The sequence below is a fragment of the Planktothrix sp. genome, assembly GCF_046067725.1.
In the GTDB taxonomy this organism is placed as follows: domain Bacteria; phylum Cyanobacteriota; class Cyanobacteriia; order Cyanobacteriales; family Microcoleaceae; genus Planktothrix.
The window spans coordinates 1-18,679 of the sequence record NZ_JBJUDF010000191.1 but is presented as its reverse complement, the minus strand read 5'-3'; the positions used below and the strand labels follow the sequence as shown (position 1 = coordinate 18,679).

General features: G+C 39.5%; 16 protein-coding genes, 1 other RNA gene and 1 pseudogene. 8 read left to right on the top strand and 10 right to left on the bottom strand.

Annotated elements, in window-relative coordinates; all coding sequences use genetic code 11:
* The first annotated feature begins 199 nt into the window (after positions 1 to 199).
* Complete coding sequence (gene ftsH2, locus ACKPEB_RS11850; protein ID WP_408965101.1) at positions 200 to 2,083, top strand: ATP-dependent zinc metalloprotease FtsH2; 1,884 nt, start codon at positions 200 to 202, stop codon at positions 2,081 to 2,083.
* 147 nt (positions 2,084 to 2,230) lie between these two features.
* Here the strand turns inward: ftsH2 and ACKPEB_RS11845 are convergent, their stop codons facing one another.
* Positions 2,231 to 2,359, bottom strand: coding sequence for a type II toxin-antitoxin system RelE family toxin (locus ACKPEB_RS11845; protein ID WP_408965116.1), 129 nt, complete (start codon positions 2,357 to 2,359; stop codon positions 2,231 to 2,233).
* A gap of 128 nt (positions 2,360 to 2,487) precedes the next feature.
* Positions 2,488 to 2,691 (bottom strand): hypothetical protein, encoded by a 204-nt coding sequence (locus ACKPEB_RS11840; protein WP_408965100.1) that lies wholly within the window; start codon positions 2,689 to 2,691, stop codon positions 2,488 to 2,490.
* A gap of 193 nt (positions 2,692 to 2,884) precedes the next feature.
* Between ACKPEB_RS11840 and ACKPEB_RS11835 the strand changes: the two genes are divergently transcribed.
* From ACKPEB_RS11835 to ACKPEB_RS11815, 5 genes and pseudogenes are all read left to right on the top strand, one after another.
* Entirely contained in the window at positions 2,885 to 4,195 is a 1,311-nt protein-coding gene (locus ACKPEB_RS11835; RefSeq protein WP_408965099.1) for an aminopeptidase P N-terminal domain-containing protein, read from the top strand.
* Positions 4,196 to 4,381: 186 nt separating this feature from the next.
* Positions 4,382 to 5,512 carry an MGDG synthase family glycosyltransferase gene (locus ACKPEB_RS11830; protein WP_408965098.1) on the top strand — a complete coding sequence of 377 codons (1,131 nt, stop codon included), beginning with the start codon at positions 4,382 to 4,384 and terminating at the stop codon, positions 5,510 to 5,512.
* A 17-nt stretch (positions 5,513 to 5,529) separates the two neighbouring features.
* Positions 5,530 to 6,204 (top strand): annotated as a pseudogene (locus tag ACKPEB_RS11825) (family 1 glycosylhydrolase); the annotation flags it as partial.
* A 240-nt stretch (positions 6,205 to 6,444) separates the two neighbouring features.
* Complete coding sequence (locus ACKPEB_RS11820; protein ID WP_408965115.1) at positions 6,445 to 7,071, top strand: family 1 glycosylhydrolase; 627 nt, start codon at positions 6,445 to 6,447, stop codon at positions 7,069 to 7,071.
* A gap of 179 nt (positions 7,072 to 7,250) precedes the next feature.
* Positions 7,251 to 8,303 (top strand): acyltransferase family protein, encoded by a 1,053-nt coding sequence (locus tag ACKPEB_RS11815; protein ID WP_408965096.1) that lies wholly within the window; start codon positions 7,251 to 7,253, stop codon positions 8,301 to 8,303.
* Between the two features lie 64 nt (positions 8,304 to 8,367).
* Here the strand turns inward: ACKPEB_RS11815 and ACKPEB_RS11810 are convergent, their stop codons facing one another.
* The 7 genes from ACKPEB_RS11810 to der form a co-directional block, all read right to left on the bottom strand.
* A complete protein-coding gene (locus ACKPEB_RS11810; RefSeq protein WP_408965095.1) occupies positions 8,368 to 8,820 on the bottom strand; it encodes an Hsp20/alpha crystallin family protein in 453 nt (150 codons plus the stop codon).
* Positions 8,821 to 8,966: 146 nt separating this feature from the next.
* A complete protein-coding gene (gene proC, locus ACKPEB_RS11805; RefSeq protein WP_408965094.1) occupies positions 8,967 to 9,773 on the bottom strand; it encodes a pyrroline-5-carboxylate reductase in 807 nt (268 codons plus the stop codon).
* 299 nt (positions 9,774 to 10,072) lie between these two features.
* Positions 10,073 to 10,687, bottom strand: coding sequence for a cell division protein SepF (locus ACKPEB_RS11800; RefSeq protein ID WP_408965093.1), 615 nt, complete (start codon positions 10,685 to 10,687; stop codon positions 10,073 to 10,075).
* Positions 10,688 to 10,804: 117 nt separating this feature from the next.
* Positions 10,805 to 11,476, bottom strand: coding sequence for a YggS family pyridoxal phosphate-dependent enzyme (locus ACKPEB_RS11795; protein ID WP_408965114.1), 672 nt, complete (start codon positions 11,474 to 11,476; stop codon positions 10,805 to 10,807).
* Between the two features lie 72 nt (positions 11,477 to 11,548).
* The gene (gene pipX / locus ACKPEB_RS11790) at positions 11,549 to 11,818 is read right to left on the bottom strand and encodes a transcriptional coactivator PipX (RefSeq protein ID WP_408965092.1); all 270 of its coding nucleotides are present in this window, start codon (positions 11,816 to 11,818) and stop codon (positions 11,549 to 11,551) included.
* A 120-nt stretch (positions 11,819 to 11,938) separates the two neighbouring features.
* Positions 11,939 to 12,883 carry an energy-coupling factor transporter transmembrane component T family protein gene (locus tag ACKPEB_RS11785; protein ID WP_408965091.1) on the bottom strand — a complete coding sequence of 315 codons (945 nt, stop codon included), beginning with the start codon at positions 12,881 to 12,883 and terminating at the stop codon, positions 11,939 to 11,941.
* A gap of 7 nt (positions 12,884 to 12,890) precedes the next feature.
* Positions 12,891 to 14,255 carry a ribosome biogenesis GTPase Der gene (der, locus tag ACKPEB_RS11780; RefSeq protein ID WP_408965090.1) on the bottom strand — a complete coding sequence of 455 codons (1,365 nt, stop codon included), beginning with the start codon at positions 14,253 to 14,255 and terminating at the stop codon, positions 12,891 to 12,893.
* A 145-nt stretch (positions 14,256 to 14,400) separates the two neighbouring features.
* Between der and ACKPEB_RS11775 the strand changes: the two genes are divergently transcribed.
* Positions 14,401 to 15,651 carry a NupC/NupG family nucleoside CNT transporter gene (locus ACKPEB_RS11775; RefSeq protein ID WP_408965089.1) on the top strand — a complete coding sequence of 417 codons (1,251 nt, stop codon included), beginning with the start codon at positions 14,401 to 14,403 and terminating at the stop codon, positions 15,649 to 15,651.
* A 206-nt stretch (positions 15,652 to 15,857) separates the two neighbouring features.
* Here ACKPEB_RS11775 and ACKPEB_RS11770 read toward each other — a convergent pair whose 3' ends face one another.
* On the bottom strand, positions 15,858 to 17,783 hold the full coding sequence (locus ACKPEB_RS11770) for a CHASE2 domain-containing protein (RefSeq protein WP_408965088.1): 1,926 nt from the start codon (positions 17,781 to 17,783) through the stop codon (positions 15,858 to 15,860).
* A gap of 267 nt (positions 17,784 to 18,050) precedes the next feature.
* Here ACKPEB_RS11770 and rnpB point away from each other — a divergent pair.
* Positions 18,051 to 18,444: RNase P RNA component class A (rnpB, locus tag ACKPEB_RS11765), an RNA gene on the top strand.
* The last annotated feature ends 235 nt before the right edge of the window (positions 18,445 to 18,679 follow it).

Here is an 18,679-nt window from a genome sequence, read left to right as displayed (position 1 = left end):
TTATGAATAACAAAACGCGATGGCTCCGCCCAGCCGAAGGCTATCGCAGTCCACCCGTACTACTGTTGTATAGCAGGGAACAGGGAACCGGCAGAAAAAGACAGGTACAACCCTGCTTTGCTGCATGAATCTTTGTCACAAATCGTGCTGGCGCGACTGTTCTCAATTCAATCTTCCATCACTTAAGGCAACGCAGTTTATGAAGACATCATGGAAAACAATACTCCTTTGGACGTTACCCGCTTTAGTCATCGGGTTTTTTGTCTGGCAAGGAGCTTTTGCCACCGCCCCCGCAGAATTTGGTAAAAACACCGCCAGCACCCGCATGAGCTATGGTCGTTTCTTAGATTATTTACAGGCGGGTCGGGTGACCAATGTGGAACTTTATGATGGCGGTCGCACGGCAATTGTTGATGCGGTTGATCCCCAACTGGATAACCGGATTCAACGGTTGCGCGTGGACTTGCCGAATAATGCCCCAGAACTGATCGCCCGCTTAAGAGAGTCCCAAATTAGCTTTGATAGCCATCCCCCTCGCAATGATGGGGCTTTATGGGGACTGGTGGGAAATTTGATCTTCCCGATTTTATTAATTGCAGGTTTATTCTTCCTCTTCCGTCGGTCTAATAATGTTCCGGGTGGCCCAGGTCAAGCCATGAACTTTGGCAAGTCCAAAGCTCGGTTTCAAATGGAAGCCAAAACCGGAGTGCTGTTTGATGATGTCGCTGGGGTAGAAGAAGCCAAAGAAGAATTACAAGAGGTGGTCACGTTCCTGAAAAAACCCGAACGCTTTACCGCCGTTGGGGCGAGAATTCCTAAAGGAGTCTTATTAGTGGGCCCCCCAGGAACTGGGAAAACCTTATTAGCCAAAGCCATCGCCGGGGAAGCGGGTGTACCCTTCTTCAGTATCTCCGGTTCGGAATTTGTAGAAATGTTTGTCGGGGTCGGTGCGTCCCGCGTTCGTGACTTGTTCAAGAAAGCCAAAGAAACTGCTCCCTGTATTGTCTTTATTGATGAAATTGATGCTGTCGGTCGTCAACGGGGTGCGGGAATTGGTGGCGGAAACGATGAACGGGAACAAACCCTGAACCAATTGTTAACCGAAATGGATGGGTTTGAAGGTAATACCGGAATTATTATTATTGCCGCTACCAACCGTCCTGATGTTCTCGACTCCGCTTTACTGCGTCCGGGTCGTTTTGACCGTCAAATTACCGTTGATGCGCCGGATATTAAAGGCCGTTTAGCGGTGTTAGAAGTTCATGCTCGGAATAAGAAAATTTCTGAGGAAGTTTCCTTAGAAGCGATCGCCCGTCGAACTCCTGGGTTTACCGGGGCTGACTTAGCCAACCTACTCAACGAAGCCGCGATTTTAACGGCCCGTCGTCGCAAAGAAGGCATCACCATGTTAGAAATTGATGATGCGGTGGATCGGGTGATTGCCGGGATGGAAGGAACCCCCTTAATTGACGGCAAGAGCAAACGATTAATTGCTTATCATGAAGTCGGTCATGCCATCGTCGGAACCCTGCTTAAAGACCATGATCCGGTGCAGAAAGTCACGTTAATTCCCAGGGGTCAAGCCCAAGGGTTAACTTGGTTTACCCCGGATGAAGATCAAGGGTTAATCTCTCGTTCTCAAATTTTAGCCCGGATTACGGGAGCCTTGGGAGGACGAGCCGCCGAAGATGTGATTTTTGGGGATGCGGAAGTCACGACGGGTGCAGGTGGAGACTTGCAACAGGTGGCTGGTATGGCCCGTCAGATGGTGACTCGTTACGGAATGTCTGATTTAGGCCCGTTATCGTTAGAATCTCAACAGGAAGTTTTCTTAGGTCGAGACTTTGCGACTCGCACGGAATATTCTAATGAAATTGCTTCTCGCATTGATGCTCAAATTCGCACTATTGCCGAACATTGTTATCAGCAAGCTTGTCAAATGATTCGGGATAACCGCGAAGTTATTGATCGGTTAGTGGATCTTTTAATTGAGAAAGAAACCCTAGATGGTGATGAATTCCGGCAAATTGTGGCTGAGTACACAGAAGTACCTGAAAAAGAACGGTTTGCTATGGTTTTCTAATTTTAATTTCAGTCAGTTTTAACCATAAATTAACGAGGGTCAAGCAATGCTTACCCTTGTTTTTTATCCAACCGTAGTAAGCCCTTCAAAGCTTAATTTCTGAGGCGTTCACGCCTCACTACGAAGTTTAATTTTTTAGGGAGGAAACTAACGATAAATATCTTTACGGTGGAGAAATCGGGCAAAAGTAACCGTTTCGCCATCAAAATAAAAACCGATTCGATAGTCCCCAACCCTAAGCCGATAGGCATTGTCATCGCCTTTTAATTTTTTCAGGTTAATAATTGTCTGTCAATCAGTAAGATTTGGTATTTCTTCAAAAGCGATCACCTTGATTTGATCAAATACAGGCGTACTTTTCAGAGCTTTTAAATCTTTCAGAAAACTGGGTAAATATTCGATATTCATTCTTTTTCCAGTTCTGTCAATGCTTCCTGTAAACTGAGTGGCTGTTCATGTTTTACCTCAGCCATAGCAAGCAGAAGTCCTCGATCTTCAAGTGCGTCAAGAAGATATTGATAGTCAGTATAATTGAGTATGACTTGACTAATGTTACCTTCAGCATCAAAGACCAATTCTTTAGCAAGGGGATAGTCTTCTATTTTCATAAATTTTTAGGTTTAGATGCGTCAGAAAAAGTTGATAATCCGTTGTTGCACTGAGCGTGCATAGACTACATCCAAGCACAACAACTCTACCATATAATTTGTTGATCATTGCCTCAATGTTAACCCAGAACATCCTAAATTAACAACAAAACCATATTATTATGATGATGATGGGTTGAAAAATAACAATAACATGATAACTCAAGCAGAATATCGGCAACGACGGGAACAATTAATGGCGAAGATGCAGCAGGGAACCGCTATTTTTAGAAGTTCACCGATGGCTGTAATGCACAATGATGTTGAATATAATTTTCGCCAAGATAGTGATTTTTTCTATTTAACCGGGTTTAATGAACCGAATGCGGTTGCGGTTTTAGCTCCCCATCATCCAGAACATCGATATGTGTTATTTGTGCAACCGAAAGACCCGGAAAAAGAAACTTGGTCAGGTTATATTACCGGAGTTGAAAAAGCCAAAGAACTGTATGGAGCCGATGAAGTTTATCCGATTAATGAATTAGATGAAAAATTACCCCAATATTTACAAAAAGCCGAACGGATTTATTATCGCTTAGGACGGGATGAAAAATTCAATGAAACAATTTTAAAACATTGGCAACGGCTATTAAGAGTTTATCCTAAACAGGGCACGGGGCCCATTGCCATTGAAGATGTTTGTACGATTTTACATCCGATGCGCTTAATTAAAAGTGAGGCGGAATTAGTGTTAATGCGGAAAGCCACAGAAATATCTGTAAAAGCCCATAACCACGCCTTAGAATTGGCTCAACCCGGACGATATGAATATGAAATTCAAGCGGAAATTGAGCATATTTTTGGCTTAAATGGGGGAACGATTGCTTATCCTTCGATTGTAGCATCAGGTAAAAATTCCTGCATTTTGCATTATGTTGAAAACAACTGTCAAATGCAAGACCATGATTTACTGTTAATTGATGCCGGATGTTGTTATCAATATTATAATGGAGATATTACCCGAACTTTTCCCGTTGGGGGGAAATTTACACCCGAACAAAAGATTATTTATGAACTGGTTTTGAAAGCTCAATTAGCCGCTATTGAACAAGTGAAACCTGGAAATCCTTATAAAAATACCCATGATACGGCGGTACGAGTTTTAGTGGAAGGGTTAATCAGTTTAGGATTATTAGTAGGGGATATTGAGGAGATTATTAAAGAAGAGAAATATAAACCGTTTTATATGCACCGAACCGGACATTGGTTAGGGTTAGATGTGCATGATGTAGGGGTGTATCAATGGGGTGAAAATCCACAACCTTTACAACCCGGACAGGTGTTAACTATTGAACCGGGAATTTATATTTCTCCTAATATTAAACTGGTGGAAGGACAACCAGAAGTCCCTGACTGTTGGCGAGGAATTGGAGTGAGAATTGAAGATGATGTTTTAGTCACTTCTGAAGGGTATGAAGTGTTAACCGCAGGGGTTCCTAAATCAGTGGAAGCAATGGAACGTTAAACAGTAGAGACGTTCTATTGAACGTCTCTATTTCACTGATGGTAAACGACCTAAACAGAGAACTTTTTTCTTTCCTGTTCCCTGCTATAGATTTTATTAAGTTGCTTGACCAAATCCAGTTATAATAACAACGTCTATATCGGATCAGATTAACATTAATTAAAATTTAACAAATCTTAATTTTTTATGACTCATATTTTGATACTATACTCTTCTTTAGGGGCTGGACATAATAGTGCAGCTAAAGCCTTAAATCAAGCGTTTTCCCATTTTACTGATGTCACCGTTACCGTAGAAGATGCTTTAGATTATGCCAGTTCTATTTATCGTAATGCTGTTACGAGTATTTATAAACAATTAAGCGAAAAAGCTCCTCAAATTTATCGTGCTTATTATGAAGGAACGGATTTAGAAGATTTAGAACGCTCCTTAGAATTAAATATTGTTACAGCTAAATTAGAACGAGTTTTTTTTAGAAAATTGCGGCGTTTTATTGAAAAAGTTAACCCCGATGCCATTGTTTGTGTGCAACAAATACCGAGCCGTTTGCTACAATTATTAGAAGAAGAAGAACGAATTTCAAAACCCCATTATGTCGTCATTACTGATGTCATTGCTCATAGTAGTTGGATTAATAAAGAAGTCGATGGTTATTATTTACCTAACGATTTAACTGCTGATTTCATGATTAAACGAGGAGTTAATCCTGAAATTCTTCATGTTACCGGAATTCCGATTAAATTGGAGATATTAGAACCTAAATCTCAAGTAGAAATACGGGAACGTCATGACCTACCAACCCACAAACCTGTTGTTACAATATTTGGAGGCGGGTTACATTATAAACGGGTACGTTTGATGGTTTCTCAACTGATAGATAATCTACAATCAGGAACGTTAATTGTAGCAGCCGGACGTAATGAACAACTGTTAGATTCGTTAACAGAATTAGACTCTACCCCAGATATCGAATTACGAAAATTAGGATTAATTGATTATGTCGATGATTTAGCGGTGGCGAGTGATTTAGTGATTACTAAAGCCGGAGGATTAATTGTTAGTGAAGTGTTAGCACGAGGAACACCGATGATTATTGTTGATCCGTTTCCGGGTCAAGAAGAATGGAATGCAGATTTAATCGTCGCCGCAGGGGCGGGAGTTCAGTTAAGATTACCGGAAATGGTGACTCCTTGTGTAAAGTTTTTGTTAAACCATTCTGAACGTTTATCCCAAATGCAAACGGCTGCGTTAGAATTAGGTGAACCTCGTGCGGCTCTCAATATTGCTGAACATATTCTATCACAAATTAAACATTAATTTGTCATATAAAATTATTGCCAAAAGGAGTTAGAATTTTGAGTTCTAAAAGTAACTTTTTATGGGGCGTTGCTACGTCTGGTTATCAAAGTGAAGGGGGATATAATGGGATTGGACAACCCCAAAATAACTGGTCAGACAGTGAACAAAAAGGCAAAGTCATGCGAACAGGAAACGCTTCTGACTTTTGGACACGCTACCCGGAAGATTTTGATCAATGTCAAAAATTAGGCTTAAATTCTTTCCGCCTGAGTTTAGAATGGAGTCGCATTCAACCAACAACCACCCCGGAAATTTCTCCCGCCCCCAATTATGATTTTCAGGTCTTAGATGACTATGCAGAACGCATTGCAGCTTGTCGTCAATATGGCTTAGAACCCATTGTCACTTTACATCATTTTACCCATCCCGCTTGGTTAGGGATTGATGCTTGGTTATCTTCAGAAACCATCGATTGTTTTATTGATTATGTAACCGTTACCGTTACCCATATTAATCAACGTTTAATCGATTATTACCAACAACCTCCGATTCATTGGTATATTACGATTAATGAACCGAATATTTTAGTTTTAAACACTTATTTAAGCGGTCAATTTCCCTCTGGAAATTTTACGGGAATTTTACCGGTTTGGAAAGCTTATAATCATTTATTAGCGGCTCATATTCGCGCCTATAATGCGATTCATGATATTTATGAACAGCAAGGCTGGAATAAACCTTGGGTGACTTTAAACACCTATTGTAGTGATTTATATTGGTCAGAAAAAGTAATTTGGGATTTGTTGGATGTCCAGAGAAATCAAGTTAAAGCAAAGGAAATCAGAAATTATGTTTATGCTCAAGCTAAACATTTAGAAACAGCTTTACGTCGAGCATCTTTACCCTTTCGCAAAGATATTCCTTATCAATTGGGACGGTTAGTTCGTTGGATGGGAAATCGTATTGGTCATCGAACCTTTGATATTAAACATTTAGACTATTATTGGCAAGAATTAATCAGGTCTCCGCGTCAAAAAGTCTATGATTATCTTGCGATTGATTATTATGATCCCTTTATTGCTCATAGCTTCCGTTTACCCTCTTTTTCTGACTTTGAATTTAAAACGAAAGGCATTAGAAATTGGTTAATGAGTGGAATTACGAGTAAATGGTGGGACTGGCGAGCGCTCCCTGAAGGATTATCATTTTTCTGTAAATATTATACTCAGGAATATCACCTCCCGATTTTAATTGCTGAAAATGGTATGGCGTTACGTCGAAAACCTGATAATAGTATTGCAACTCTTCGTTCTGACCAACTGCGTCGCAGTCAATTTTTAGAAGTCCATCTGCGTCAAATTCAACAGTTATTAAAGGAAAATATTCCGATTTTGGGATATATGCACTGGTCATTAACGGATAATTATGAATGGGGGTCTTATACGCCTAGATTTGGGTTATTTAGTATTGATTTTCATCGCGGAACCGAACGGGAAATTGAAGATCATTTAGGTGATCGCCCATCGGAAACCTATGCTAGATTAATTAAAGAAATTCAAAAAAGTTTGTTATTCTAAGTGATTTCATATCGTTCAGAATAACACAAAGGCATTGTTTATTAACCCATGATGCTAGACTGATAGAAGAGACTTAAAGATTGCCAAATTAAATTGCACAACTCAGAGTTTAAATTAAAGAAGTTTTTCTCAGAAAAATCCAGAAATTTTTTGGGTTATTCTCTATCTTTTAAAAAACTATGAATAATCGATTAATCAGTTTTGATTTAATGAGATGTGTGGCAATCTTTATCATTCTTTTTCATCATTTACCTAGCTATTTATATGATGCTTATAATATTGCTTTTATCGACAGAGATATTGATTTATTACACCATTTTTACGAATTAAATCGATATTTAGGTTTAGGGCTGTTTACATTTCTAACGGGATATTTATTAAACAGAAAAAAAGAACGCTTTAAAAATCCAGAATCTGCTTTTAAGTTTTTAAAGAAAAAAATAATCAGAATTTTTCCTCTTTATTATTTAGCATTAATCGCTTTTATTTATATTTATCAACTGTTTTCACCGCTAACAATAGCCATTCATCTTGTCGGATTACAATTACTATTTGCTTCTCCCACCTTCCAACCGATCATCACTTTATGGTTTATTGGTTTAATTTTTATTTATTACTGCTTATTTATAGCCATAAATTATCAAAATTTATCTAAATTTTATCGGATACTAATTATTATTTTATTTCCCTTAATAATCGGAATCTTAAGAATGGGTTTTAAAATAACAGATTTCAGGTTAATTTTATACTACGGGGTTTTTATGTTTGGGATATTCTGTGCAGAAGTCAATTTTTTTGAGCAACATCTATGGCACAAAATTAGTTTTTTAATTCCTATTTTGTTTATCCTAGTATTCTCCATTAATTTTAAAGTTGAAACCGAATATGGATTAACTAAAATCAATCTAGGATTAAGTTATCTATTAATTAATCTCCTTGAATTATTCTTTATTTTATTTATTTATAAAATTAGCCATTTAATACCAATCAATCACTTATCCCGAAAATTAATTGAATTAATTTCTTATTGTTCCTATTGTATGTTTCTATTCCATCGTCCCCTATGGTTTGTAATCAAGAATATCCTGCAACAAACCCTAGAAATTCACAATTTTTATCTAATGACAGCCCTATTAGTTATCCTGGGTATTCCAATCTTGGTTGTTGGCTCCTATTATTTACAGAATTTTTACGATAAATATATTATAAAACTAGGCGATCGCCTTAACTAATTGGAGGACGACTTCTCCAGTTTAATATGATATCAAAAAAGGTGGGCAATGCCCACCCTTGCGATTATGATTGAGTTTCAGAGTTTAAATTGACTTTGACAACACGATGAATCACTTCAGGTGCTTTCGGTAATGTAACGGTTAAAATTCCATCGGTGTATTCAGCTTTAACTTCTGTTTGCACAATAGCTTCACGAAGGGAAACCACCCGACGAAATTGACCCGCAGGAAACTCAGAATGAGTAATTTTGTGATCTTCAGGAAGTTCAATATTAAGAGTTTTACCAGAAATAGCAACCCCATTTTTTGCGACTTCAATATCTAATTCATTTTTATCTAAATTGGGGATAATAGCCCGGATAATATATTGTTCTGGGGTTTCTTCCAGTTCTACCGCAGGAGTCCAGTCTGTCGCCACTTGAGTTTGAGTTAATTCATCTAAGACTTGATCAACTTGACGTTGAATGTTTTCAATTTCTGCAAAACCGGGGAAAGAAAAACGAGTTAACAGCATCATTAGTGTTCTCCTTTGAGATTGTTTAGGTTTTTGTTTAGGAATTCCTTTGCTTTACATCTCTCATGATGGGTTATTTCTTCAGAATCTAAAATGGAAAAAACCGTACTCTCATGTCGTACTTTCCTAACTCAAGAGTCAACCGTCAACTAACTTCCTAACTCTTTTGACCGTTGAGTGGCGGCTTTGACCGCTTCAATTAAGGCTGAACGAAATCCCGCTTTTTCCAGTTGAGAAACTCCGGCGATGGTGGTTCCCCCTGGACTGGTAACACGATCTTTGAGTTCGGCTGGATGTAAGTTAGATTCGCAGAGGAGTTGAGCCGTTCCCAATACCGTTGATAATGCTAACTTAGAAGCAATGGGGCGAGGAAGTCCAGCCGCAACTCCACCATCAGCTAACGCTTCAATTAAAATCGCCACATAAGCGGGGCCAGAACCCGATAATCCAGTGACGGCATCCATTAAAGCCTCTGACACCTCTACCACGTCTCCAACGGCTTGAAAAATGCGTCTGGTGAGATCTAAATGGGGGGGGTGCACCAATTTTCCAGCAGCGATTGCACTCACACCCGCCCCAACGGTTGCGGGAGTATTAGGCATAATTCTAATCACCGGATGTTTCGGAAAAGCTGTTTCTAATTTATTGAGAGGAACTCCTGCCAAAATTGATAAAACGACCGTATCGGTTCCTAAGGTCACACCTCCGACTAATTCCGTTGCGATCGCTTCAAAAATTTGGGGTTTAATCGCTAATAAAAGAGCTTCCGTTGCTTGAGTTGTTTCCTGATTATTAGCAGTTACAATAACTCCATACTGTTGCGTTAAACTATTGCGACGCTCTTGTTGAGGTTCACTAATAATGATTTCAGACGGTTGATAAATCTGAGCAGAAATTAAGCGGGAGATGAGAGCTTCTCCCATCACCCCGCCACCAATCACACCTAATTTAAACATAAATCAAACTTTTAACATTAAACCATGAATATTGATGCAATGGAACAAGGAACAGAGAACAGAGGGAAAAATAGGGAACAGGAAAAAGTGATGAGCCACCCGATCAATGATTTGTAGCCAACATTTAAGGATGAAATATAAAATAATTCTGGGGTCTCAGGAGAAGTAAACAAAGTTTCGGATCTCAGTTTTCAGGTTTTAGGTTTTAGATTTCAAACATTTCTCCATCTCCCCCTACTCCTCTTCTCCCCTGCCCTTCTTCTCCTCTTCTCCTCTTCTCCTCTTCTCCCCCTGCTAATTTACTGAATAGCCTGGGCGCGTTCCGGTTGCCATACGGGGGCTGTTGGAGCCGCCATGCGGGGGTTCCGGGCTTGAGGAATACCCTCATGAACAACGCCACCGCCTTGAGTTCTGACTTGAACACAACTGGGGGTAAACAGGAAAATGCTTTCACCGATGCGTTCTTGATGACCATCGAGGGCGAAGGTTCCACCCGCTACAAAGTCAACGGCTCTTTGAGCTTGATCGGGATCCATTAACGTTAAATTTAAAACGACAGATTTGCGTTCTTTGAGGGCGCGAATGGCTGCGGGCATTTCTTCAAAGGTGCGAGGTTCCATCACCACCACTTCAGAAATTCCATTCAGAGCACCAGGCATTCCGATAACATTATTCATGGTTGATCCCATTCCAACTTCAGACATTACACCACCAGCCATAGATCCAACGGTTCGTTGTGAACGACGAGATGTACGAGGTTCTTCTGCCACTGCCTGTTGAGGGGCAGGTTGTTCCTGTGGGGGGGGATAGTTACCGGGATAGCGATCCCCTTCCATCTCATCGTATTCGTAATCGTATTCTACAGAGTCATTGAACCCTACAAAATCTTTTAGTCTAGTAAAAAGTCTGTTCACGGTCTAGTCTCCAGTACGACTTTAGAATCTTAACTCAACTGCCACGACAGCTAAATTGAGGGTGTTGGCTATATTGAATTTTTGTAAGACTTGCCTATTTTACAGTAAGTTTTTAGTTTAATTCCTCCTCTGTCCAAAAATGATTCGTCCTAGTCGGATCATGGTAGCACCTTTTTGAATAGCTAGAGAATAATCCTCGGACATCCCCATTGATAATTCTTGCATCTCAATATTAGTCCAATTCTGATGTTGAATTGTTTCTGCTAACTCACGGGTACGTGCAAAGACATCCAGGGTTTCTGACTCGCTTAACCCTAAAGGGGGAATGGTCATTAAGCCTTTAATTTTAAGGTTCTGACATTCGTTTAATTGAGGTAATTCTGCCAACAGTTCGGGGATAGTCCAGCCAAACTTATTTGGATCGGGTAAGATCTTAACTTGAAGGCAAACTTGAGGCTGACAACCTAATTCTGCCGCTAAGTGATCTAAACGTAAAGCTAACTTTAGACTATCAACGGATTGAATCCATTGAAATAATTCTAATGCTTTTGCGGCTTTATTCGATTGTAAATGACCAATTAAATGCCAAGTAATATCGGTAAGATCTTGTAATTGAGGTTGTTTTTCTGTCGCTTCCTGCACTCGATTTTCGGCAAAATCTCGAATTCCGGCTTGATAGGCAATTCGCATCGCTTCAACGGAAACGGTTTTTGTGACCGCAATTAACCGTACAGACTCAGGAAGAGAGGCACGAATTTTAATAATTTGTTCTGTGATTAAATCAATCATCATCGTTTTTTTATCAATTTACGGTTGTCTATCAATGGTCAACAGTCAACCCTGAACAGACACCGATCAGAATTATTGAAACGTATTGTGATGGACTTCTTGGAGTTTTTTATATTCCTCGGCTTGTCCGGTTCTGCGGAGCATTCTTAAGCGAATTTCCACTAAAAGTTTTGCATCAGAGCGACTAATCGGTTCAAATTTTAAACCCGTTGGCCCCTGCGTCACCAAGAAAAATAGACGTTGGGCGTAAAGGGTGGTGAACAATTCTTGATGATCCTCAACCGGGCATATTTTAAACAATAACCCGAAGTTGGGATGGTTCATGTAAGTTTCAGTGGTCATTAAGTCTAAAAAATAACCAATAAAGTTAATTGAGGAACAGCTGAACAGCAATTTTAATAATCCAAGCTATCAATTATACAAGCCTATGGTCAATTTAGTTGTACTGATCCACTTCAGGGTTTAAAGTTCTCCGCCCCAAATTAAACGCACACCCCAAAATAAGGTCAAACCGAACAAGGCGATGCTATCGCGATATTTCAAGCGCAGTTGATGCCATTCTACCCGATGCTCGTTGGGACTGGTGAACCCTCGGACTTGCATGGCGCTGGAAATTTGTTCGGCTCGTAATAATAAATTTTGTAGGAGTCGTTCTGCAATAGTTAACCAAACCTGGGTGGTTCGTCGCAGTCCTAATTTTTTCCAGTTAATGGCGCGGGTTCGCACCGAACGAATTAAATTTTGAATTTCCTCTAAAACCAGGGGAAAAAATCGTAAGGACAACGTTAGGGTTAAGGCTATTTCTGTCACGGGTAACTTTAACCACCGTAACGGTTCCATGAAGCTTTCTAAAGCCATGGCAATTTCTTCTGAAGCAGTGGTGAGCAAATACAAATTGGTACTATAAACCAAGGTAAATAATAAGGTACTGCTTCTAATGCCTAAATCAACCGAATAACGGGTAATTTCTAATGGCCCCTGGGAAAATAAGACATAGCGATAGGATGTGGGTTGAGGTAAAGTTACCGTTGAGTTAGAAGGTGGTTTGGCTTGTTGTTGCTCCGGTTGATTAGCGAATAAATCAAAGCGTAATTCATCTTGAGGAAGTCGAGGTTGATGATTAACAGCTAAACCATCGGGCATCAAACAACTGACTACAAATAATAACCCACAAAACATCAGTAACCACCCCATTTGTCGCTTCCAAACTCGGAGAGGAATTCGAGCCAATAAGGTAATTAAAATTAATAACCCAACTAATACTAATCGCCAGATCGGGTTAGCTAATAACGGAGCAATTAAAAAGCTCATTAACCACACTAATTTAACTCTGGCATCTAAACGATGTAACCAAGTAATCGGTTGCTCTAAATACAGTCCAATTGGAAGCGATCGCAGTAAATCCATAGAAGAATTATTTAACGCGGGTAGCTCGGTTAGCGGTATTGCGTTCGACTTCTCTGGCTGATTTTCCGCGCCAAATTAATCGAATGGGTGTCCCCGGAAAGCCTAATTGTTTACGGAATTGACTGTCGATATAACGACGGTAATTATCATTAAATCGTTTCGGATCATTGACAAATAAAACGAAGGTGGGGGGTTTGGTACTAACTTGAGTTCCATAATAGATTTTCCCTTGTTTTCCTTGACGAGTAACGGGGGGAGAATGCCAACTCACCGCTTCTTCAATGACTTCATTAATTACGGCTGTTGTCACTCGTCGTTCATGGGATTGGGCGGCATTATCGACTAAATTCAGAATTTTTTCTACCCGTTGTCCGGTTTTAGCACTGATGAAAATTAATTCCGCCCAGTCCATAAAATAAAGCCGCGCTCGTACATCTTTTTCATAGTCTAAAATCGTGTAAGTATCCTTCTCAATGGCATCCCATTTATTCACAACAATCACACAAGCTCGACCTTCTTCAATAATCCGATCAGCTAATTTTTGATCTTGATCCGTGACTTGATCAATAGCATCAATGACTAATAACACCACATCGGCGCGATTAATGGCTTTAAAAGCGCGATTAATCCCAAAAAATTCTGCCCCATATTCCACATTTTTCTTGCGTCGAATTCCGGCGGTATCAATTAATCGATAAATTTTACTATTACGTTCAACAACGGTATCAATGGCATCCCGTGTTGTTCCTGAAATCGGACTCACAATGGCACGATTTTCACCTAAAAAGGCATTTAATAAACTGGATTTCCCCACATTAGGACGACCAATAATGGCGACTTTAATTTCATTTTCTTCTTCTATTTCATCCATGGCGGGTAAAAATTGAATTAATTCATCCAATAATTCCCCGGTTCCTGATCCATGAATTCCTGAAATCGGATAAGGTTCTCCGAGTCCCAGTTCCCAAAATTGGGCAGCTTGCATAATTCCGGTGGTGGGAGATTCACATTTATTGACTGCTAATAAAATCGGGACAGATTGTTCTCGTAACCAAGAGGCGATCGCTTCATCTCCTCCGGTGACTCCTTGTTGACCATCGACGACAAAAATTGCGACACTGGCTTCTGTGAGTGCCGCCATGGCTTGTTCTCGAATCAGGGGCAAAAATTCTGTATCATCATCAAAGACTAATCCTCCAGTATCCACGACTTGAAATTCTCGATCTAGCCAAAAAGCACGGCGATAGGTGCGATCGCGGGTAATACCGGGTTCATCATGAACAATCGCATCAGGAGTTCCCGCTAAACGATTGACCAAGGTTGATTTTCCGACATTAGGACGGCCAATAATAGCAACAATAGGTAAAGCCATAAACACTTAAACTAATTTGTAATCAGTCTTTCTACCCGCCATCGCCGATAACAATCATTGGTCAAGGGTGAATTTGGGAAAACTGAACTGAAAAATGCACAATGTTTTAATTATACCTTGAAAATCTACATTGAATCAGTTAATTATGGAACGTGGGATTTCACTGTTAGGATTATTTGTTTTTGTAGGAATTTCCTATCTGTTTTCTGTCAATCGAAAAGCGGTTCGTTGGAATCCGGTCTTATGGGGGATTGCACTTCAGTTAATTTTTGCCGTTCTCATCTTGAAAACGACTCCTGGTTTTTTGGTGTTTGAATTTCTGGGCAATTGTGTGACTCAGTTTCTAAATTTTTCTGACCAAGGAGCTAAATTTGTTTTTGGTGAAACCTTTCAAGACCATTTTATTGCGTTTAAAGTTTTACCAACGATTATTTTCTTTTCTTCTTTTATTTCGATTTTGTATCATTATGGAATTTTACAAAAAGTTGTCGAAGTTGTCGCTTGGGTGATGATGCGAACGTTAAAAACATCGGGCTCAGAAACTCTATCCTGTTCAGCTAATATTTTTATCGGACAAACGGAGGCTCCGTTATTAATTAAACCTTATATTTTAACCTTAACCCACTCTGAACTTCATGCGGTCATGACGGGGGGATTTGCCACGATTGCAGGTGGTGTTATGGCGGCTTATATTGCGTTTGGAATTCCCGCACAACATATTTTAGCCGCTTCGGTGATGTCGGCTCCGGCTGCTTTAGCAATTTCTAAAGTATTCTATCCTGAAACCGAAACTTCTTTAACTCAAGGAAAAGTCAAAATAGAAGTTAAACCGACATCAGCCAATGGCATTGATGCTGCTGCAACAGGAGCGAGTGAGGGTATGAAATTAGCTTTAAATGTGGCAGCGATGTTAATTGCATTTTTAGGTTTATTAGCCTTAGTTAATGGCATTTTACAAGGGGTGGGGGGTCTTTTAGGTTTTCCAGGTTTATCTTTAGAAAGAATCTTTTCTTATTTATTTTATCCTGTAGCTTGGTTAATGGGGGTTCCGGCTTCAGATTGTTTGCAGGTGGGAATTTTATTAGGAAAAAAAACAATTTTAAATGAATTTATTGCTTATTTAGATTTGAAACAATTGATTGAAAATGGAGTTAAAGTCGCCCAAGGAAAAATTCCTTCTGATTCGGTTACTACGATTTCTGAACGAGCAATTATTATCTCAACCTATGCTTTATGTGGGTTTTCTAATATTGGTTCTATTGCCATACAAATTGGCGGAATTTCAGCGATCGCTCCTGAACGACAACCGGATGTTGCTCGATTAGGATTAAGAGCGATGATAGCGGGTTCAATTGCTTGTTTTATGACCGCTTGTATTGCGGGATTGCTATTATAATTACGAATTACGAATTATGAATTACGAATAGGGAAGGGGCACTCTTGCAATGGGGAATTTTTACTGCTTCACGGGTTCTCTAATTATCTGTAGCAAAGATTTAAGGATTTAATATTATTTAAAATTGCTGTATATTTGATGATCATAAAAGCAATAATTTGTTTGAATTAAAAGTTAATCTATTTAGGAATAATCATTTTTAGAGTTTATTTCTTACTAATAACTCGATAAATATCAACCATTTCTTGTTTTCCTTTGAGGGCCATGAGTCCCCAAGATTCTACTTCAAAATCTTGTTGAATATATTGTAACGTTTGAGAAGCAATTAAAATCCGACACTGACTAGATTGTCGATCTTTTTGACAACTTTCTAACCGGGAGGCAATATTAACACTATCTCCTAATAAACCATATTCTAACCGTTCTTTTCCCCCTAGACTTCCGGCGACAATGGGGCCAGTAAAAATGCCAACTCGCATGGAAATTTCAGGGAAATTACGGCTTTTCCAATCTTGATTTAACTGTTTTAATCGGTATTCAATGTCCAAGGCACAAGCAACGGCATGATAAGCATCTTGAGCAATCGCTTCCTCGGTTCTTCGAGGGATAGGAACCCCAAAAGCCGCCATAATTCCATCCCCAGTAAACTTATTAATAATCCCATGATGGGTTTGTACACATTGAGTTAAAATAGATAAATATTCGTTCAGCCATTCCATTAAAGTTTCGGGTGGCATTTGTTCAGAAATAGTGCTAAAATTTTTAATATCACTAAATAAAATCGTAGCGATTAATTTTTCTCCGGGTAACTTGCCATCGGCTAATAAACGATCCCGACTATTCCATAAAGCATTAGCCACTTCTGGTGAGGTATTTTGTCCTAATAATCGCATGACAATTTGTTGTTGACGTTGAGCTTGAAATGCGCGATAACCAATAACAGTTCCACTGGTAAACAAAAAAGTTAAACCTGGGGTAGCAGTCGGAACCCAACGGTTCTGGAGAAATAAAAAGAAACTTAATCCGCATAAAACACTCACTAAAAGTGGATTTCCTAGTATGATAATCCAGATATTTCGACTTGACCAAGCTAAGGTTGCTCCAATTAAACCCCAACTACAAATCCATAAAAATTCCCCCCATTCTGACCCAAAAATAAATAAACGGCGATCGCCTAAAACGGCATCTAAAATTTGGCTAACCATTTGAGCATGAACTAAAACCCCAGGCATTTTTAAGGATTTTTTTTGCGCCGCCGCACTATAGGGAGTAAAAAATAAATCTTTGGCGCTGGGTGCTACGGTTCCGATTAATACTATTTTATTTTGTATCCAACTTTGAGGAATGTTCCCATATAAAAATTGAGTCAGACTGATGAGTTTTGCTCCCTCATGATCAGAGCGATAATTCAATAGAATTTGATAGCCTTGATCATCAATGGTTTGATATCCACCGGAGTGATGAGATAAGGGAAGAAATTCAGCGTTTCCCCAAAAAATCAGATTCGGATTAACAGGACTATTATTCGGGTTAATTCCTTGATTTAATAAATAGTACATTGCTAATCTTAAGGAAAAGGAATAAAAGGTAATATTCGAGGTATTGGCAAACATTAAATTCCGACGAACAACATGATCAGGATCAAGCAGTAAATCATTAAATCCAACACGCTCAGACGGAACATTAGGAGGGGCGGGAATTCCTTTGTTTTCGCTATATCCTAAACTATTAATCGTAATAATATTATTAGCGGCTTGTAATTGTTTTTGAAGTTTATCGTGTCCGGGTTCATATCGAATATCACGATACAGATCTAAACCAATCACTTTAGGTTTATATTTTAATAATTTTTCTAATAATCGAGCAATCACTTCATCAGAAAGGGGCCAACGGTTAAAAGCTCGGATATCTTCTTCGGTGATTCCGAGCACCACTAATCGCGGATCAGCTATTAAAGTTGGACGTAATCGCACCATTTGATCATAAGCAGCCAGTTCTAATGGTTGTAACCACCCTAAATAATAAATTCCTAAAACTAAAGACAAAGCAAGAACAGTGGCTATAATAACAGCAACTATCTCCGATAAATCAAACCACTTATGATTAAATTTACAGTTCCCTAGAATCTTCACAGTGGCTCTCAATGATTGGTCTATTTTTAACTAGAATAACATGAAATTTTTAAACCTTAAATCCGACCGAAGGCAAAAGAAAAGAGTTCAAGAATAAATAATACGATTAAGCGAATCCATCAAGGTTCGATGATCGGATGACAGAGGACAACCGTTTTATTTTTGGGTTTCTGACTCTGTAGGGTTGGCAATCACCCATATTAACCTAATTCAGTCTAGGGCTAAATGCGATAGGAGAACAGTTGCAGTAGTATGGAAAAGGGATAAAGAGTAAGCGTAGGCGATTACGGACTCGTTGGCGAGTCTGAGGAAAGTCCGGGCTCCCGAAAGACCAAACTTGCTGGGTAACGCCCAGTGCGAGCAATCGTGAGGATAGTGCCACAGAAACATACCGCCTTTTAACTGTGAAATCTCCTGATCACAAGGTAAAGGGTAAGGGTGCAAAGGTGCGGTAAGAGCGCACCAGCAACGTCGTGAGGCGTTGGCTCGGTAAACCCCGGTTGGGAGCAAGGTCGGAGGAACTAAGGTTGGTCTTTTTCCAGTTCCGTTCAAAAGTGGTACCGCTAGAGGTGTCTGGTGACAGACATCCCAGATAGATAATCGCCATCTAGGGTTGATTTCAACCCGGATAACAGAACCCGGCTTATGTCTAACTCTTTTCCCTTTTTTAAGCTAGGTAAAACTAACAAAAATCTTTCATAAAAATCGGATTGAAAGAAAAGAAAAACAAAAAATAATACACCTGAAACCCGAAACCTGAAACCTAACATTTATGACCATTGGCTATCCAAATCGAAAACGCCAGTTGCAAAAACTCATGCAACGTTTGGGACTTCCGAATCATGCCCCCCTGAAATGGGAATTACTAGACTTGGCTTTAACTCACCCTACATTAT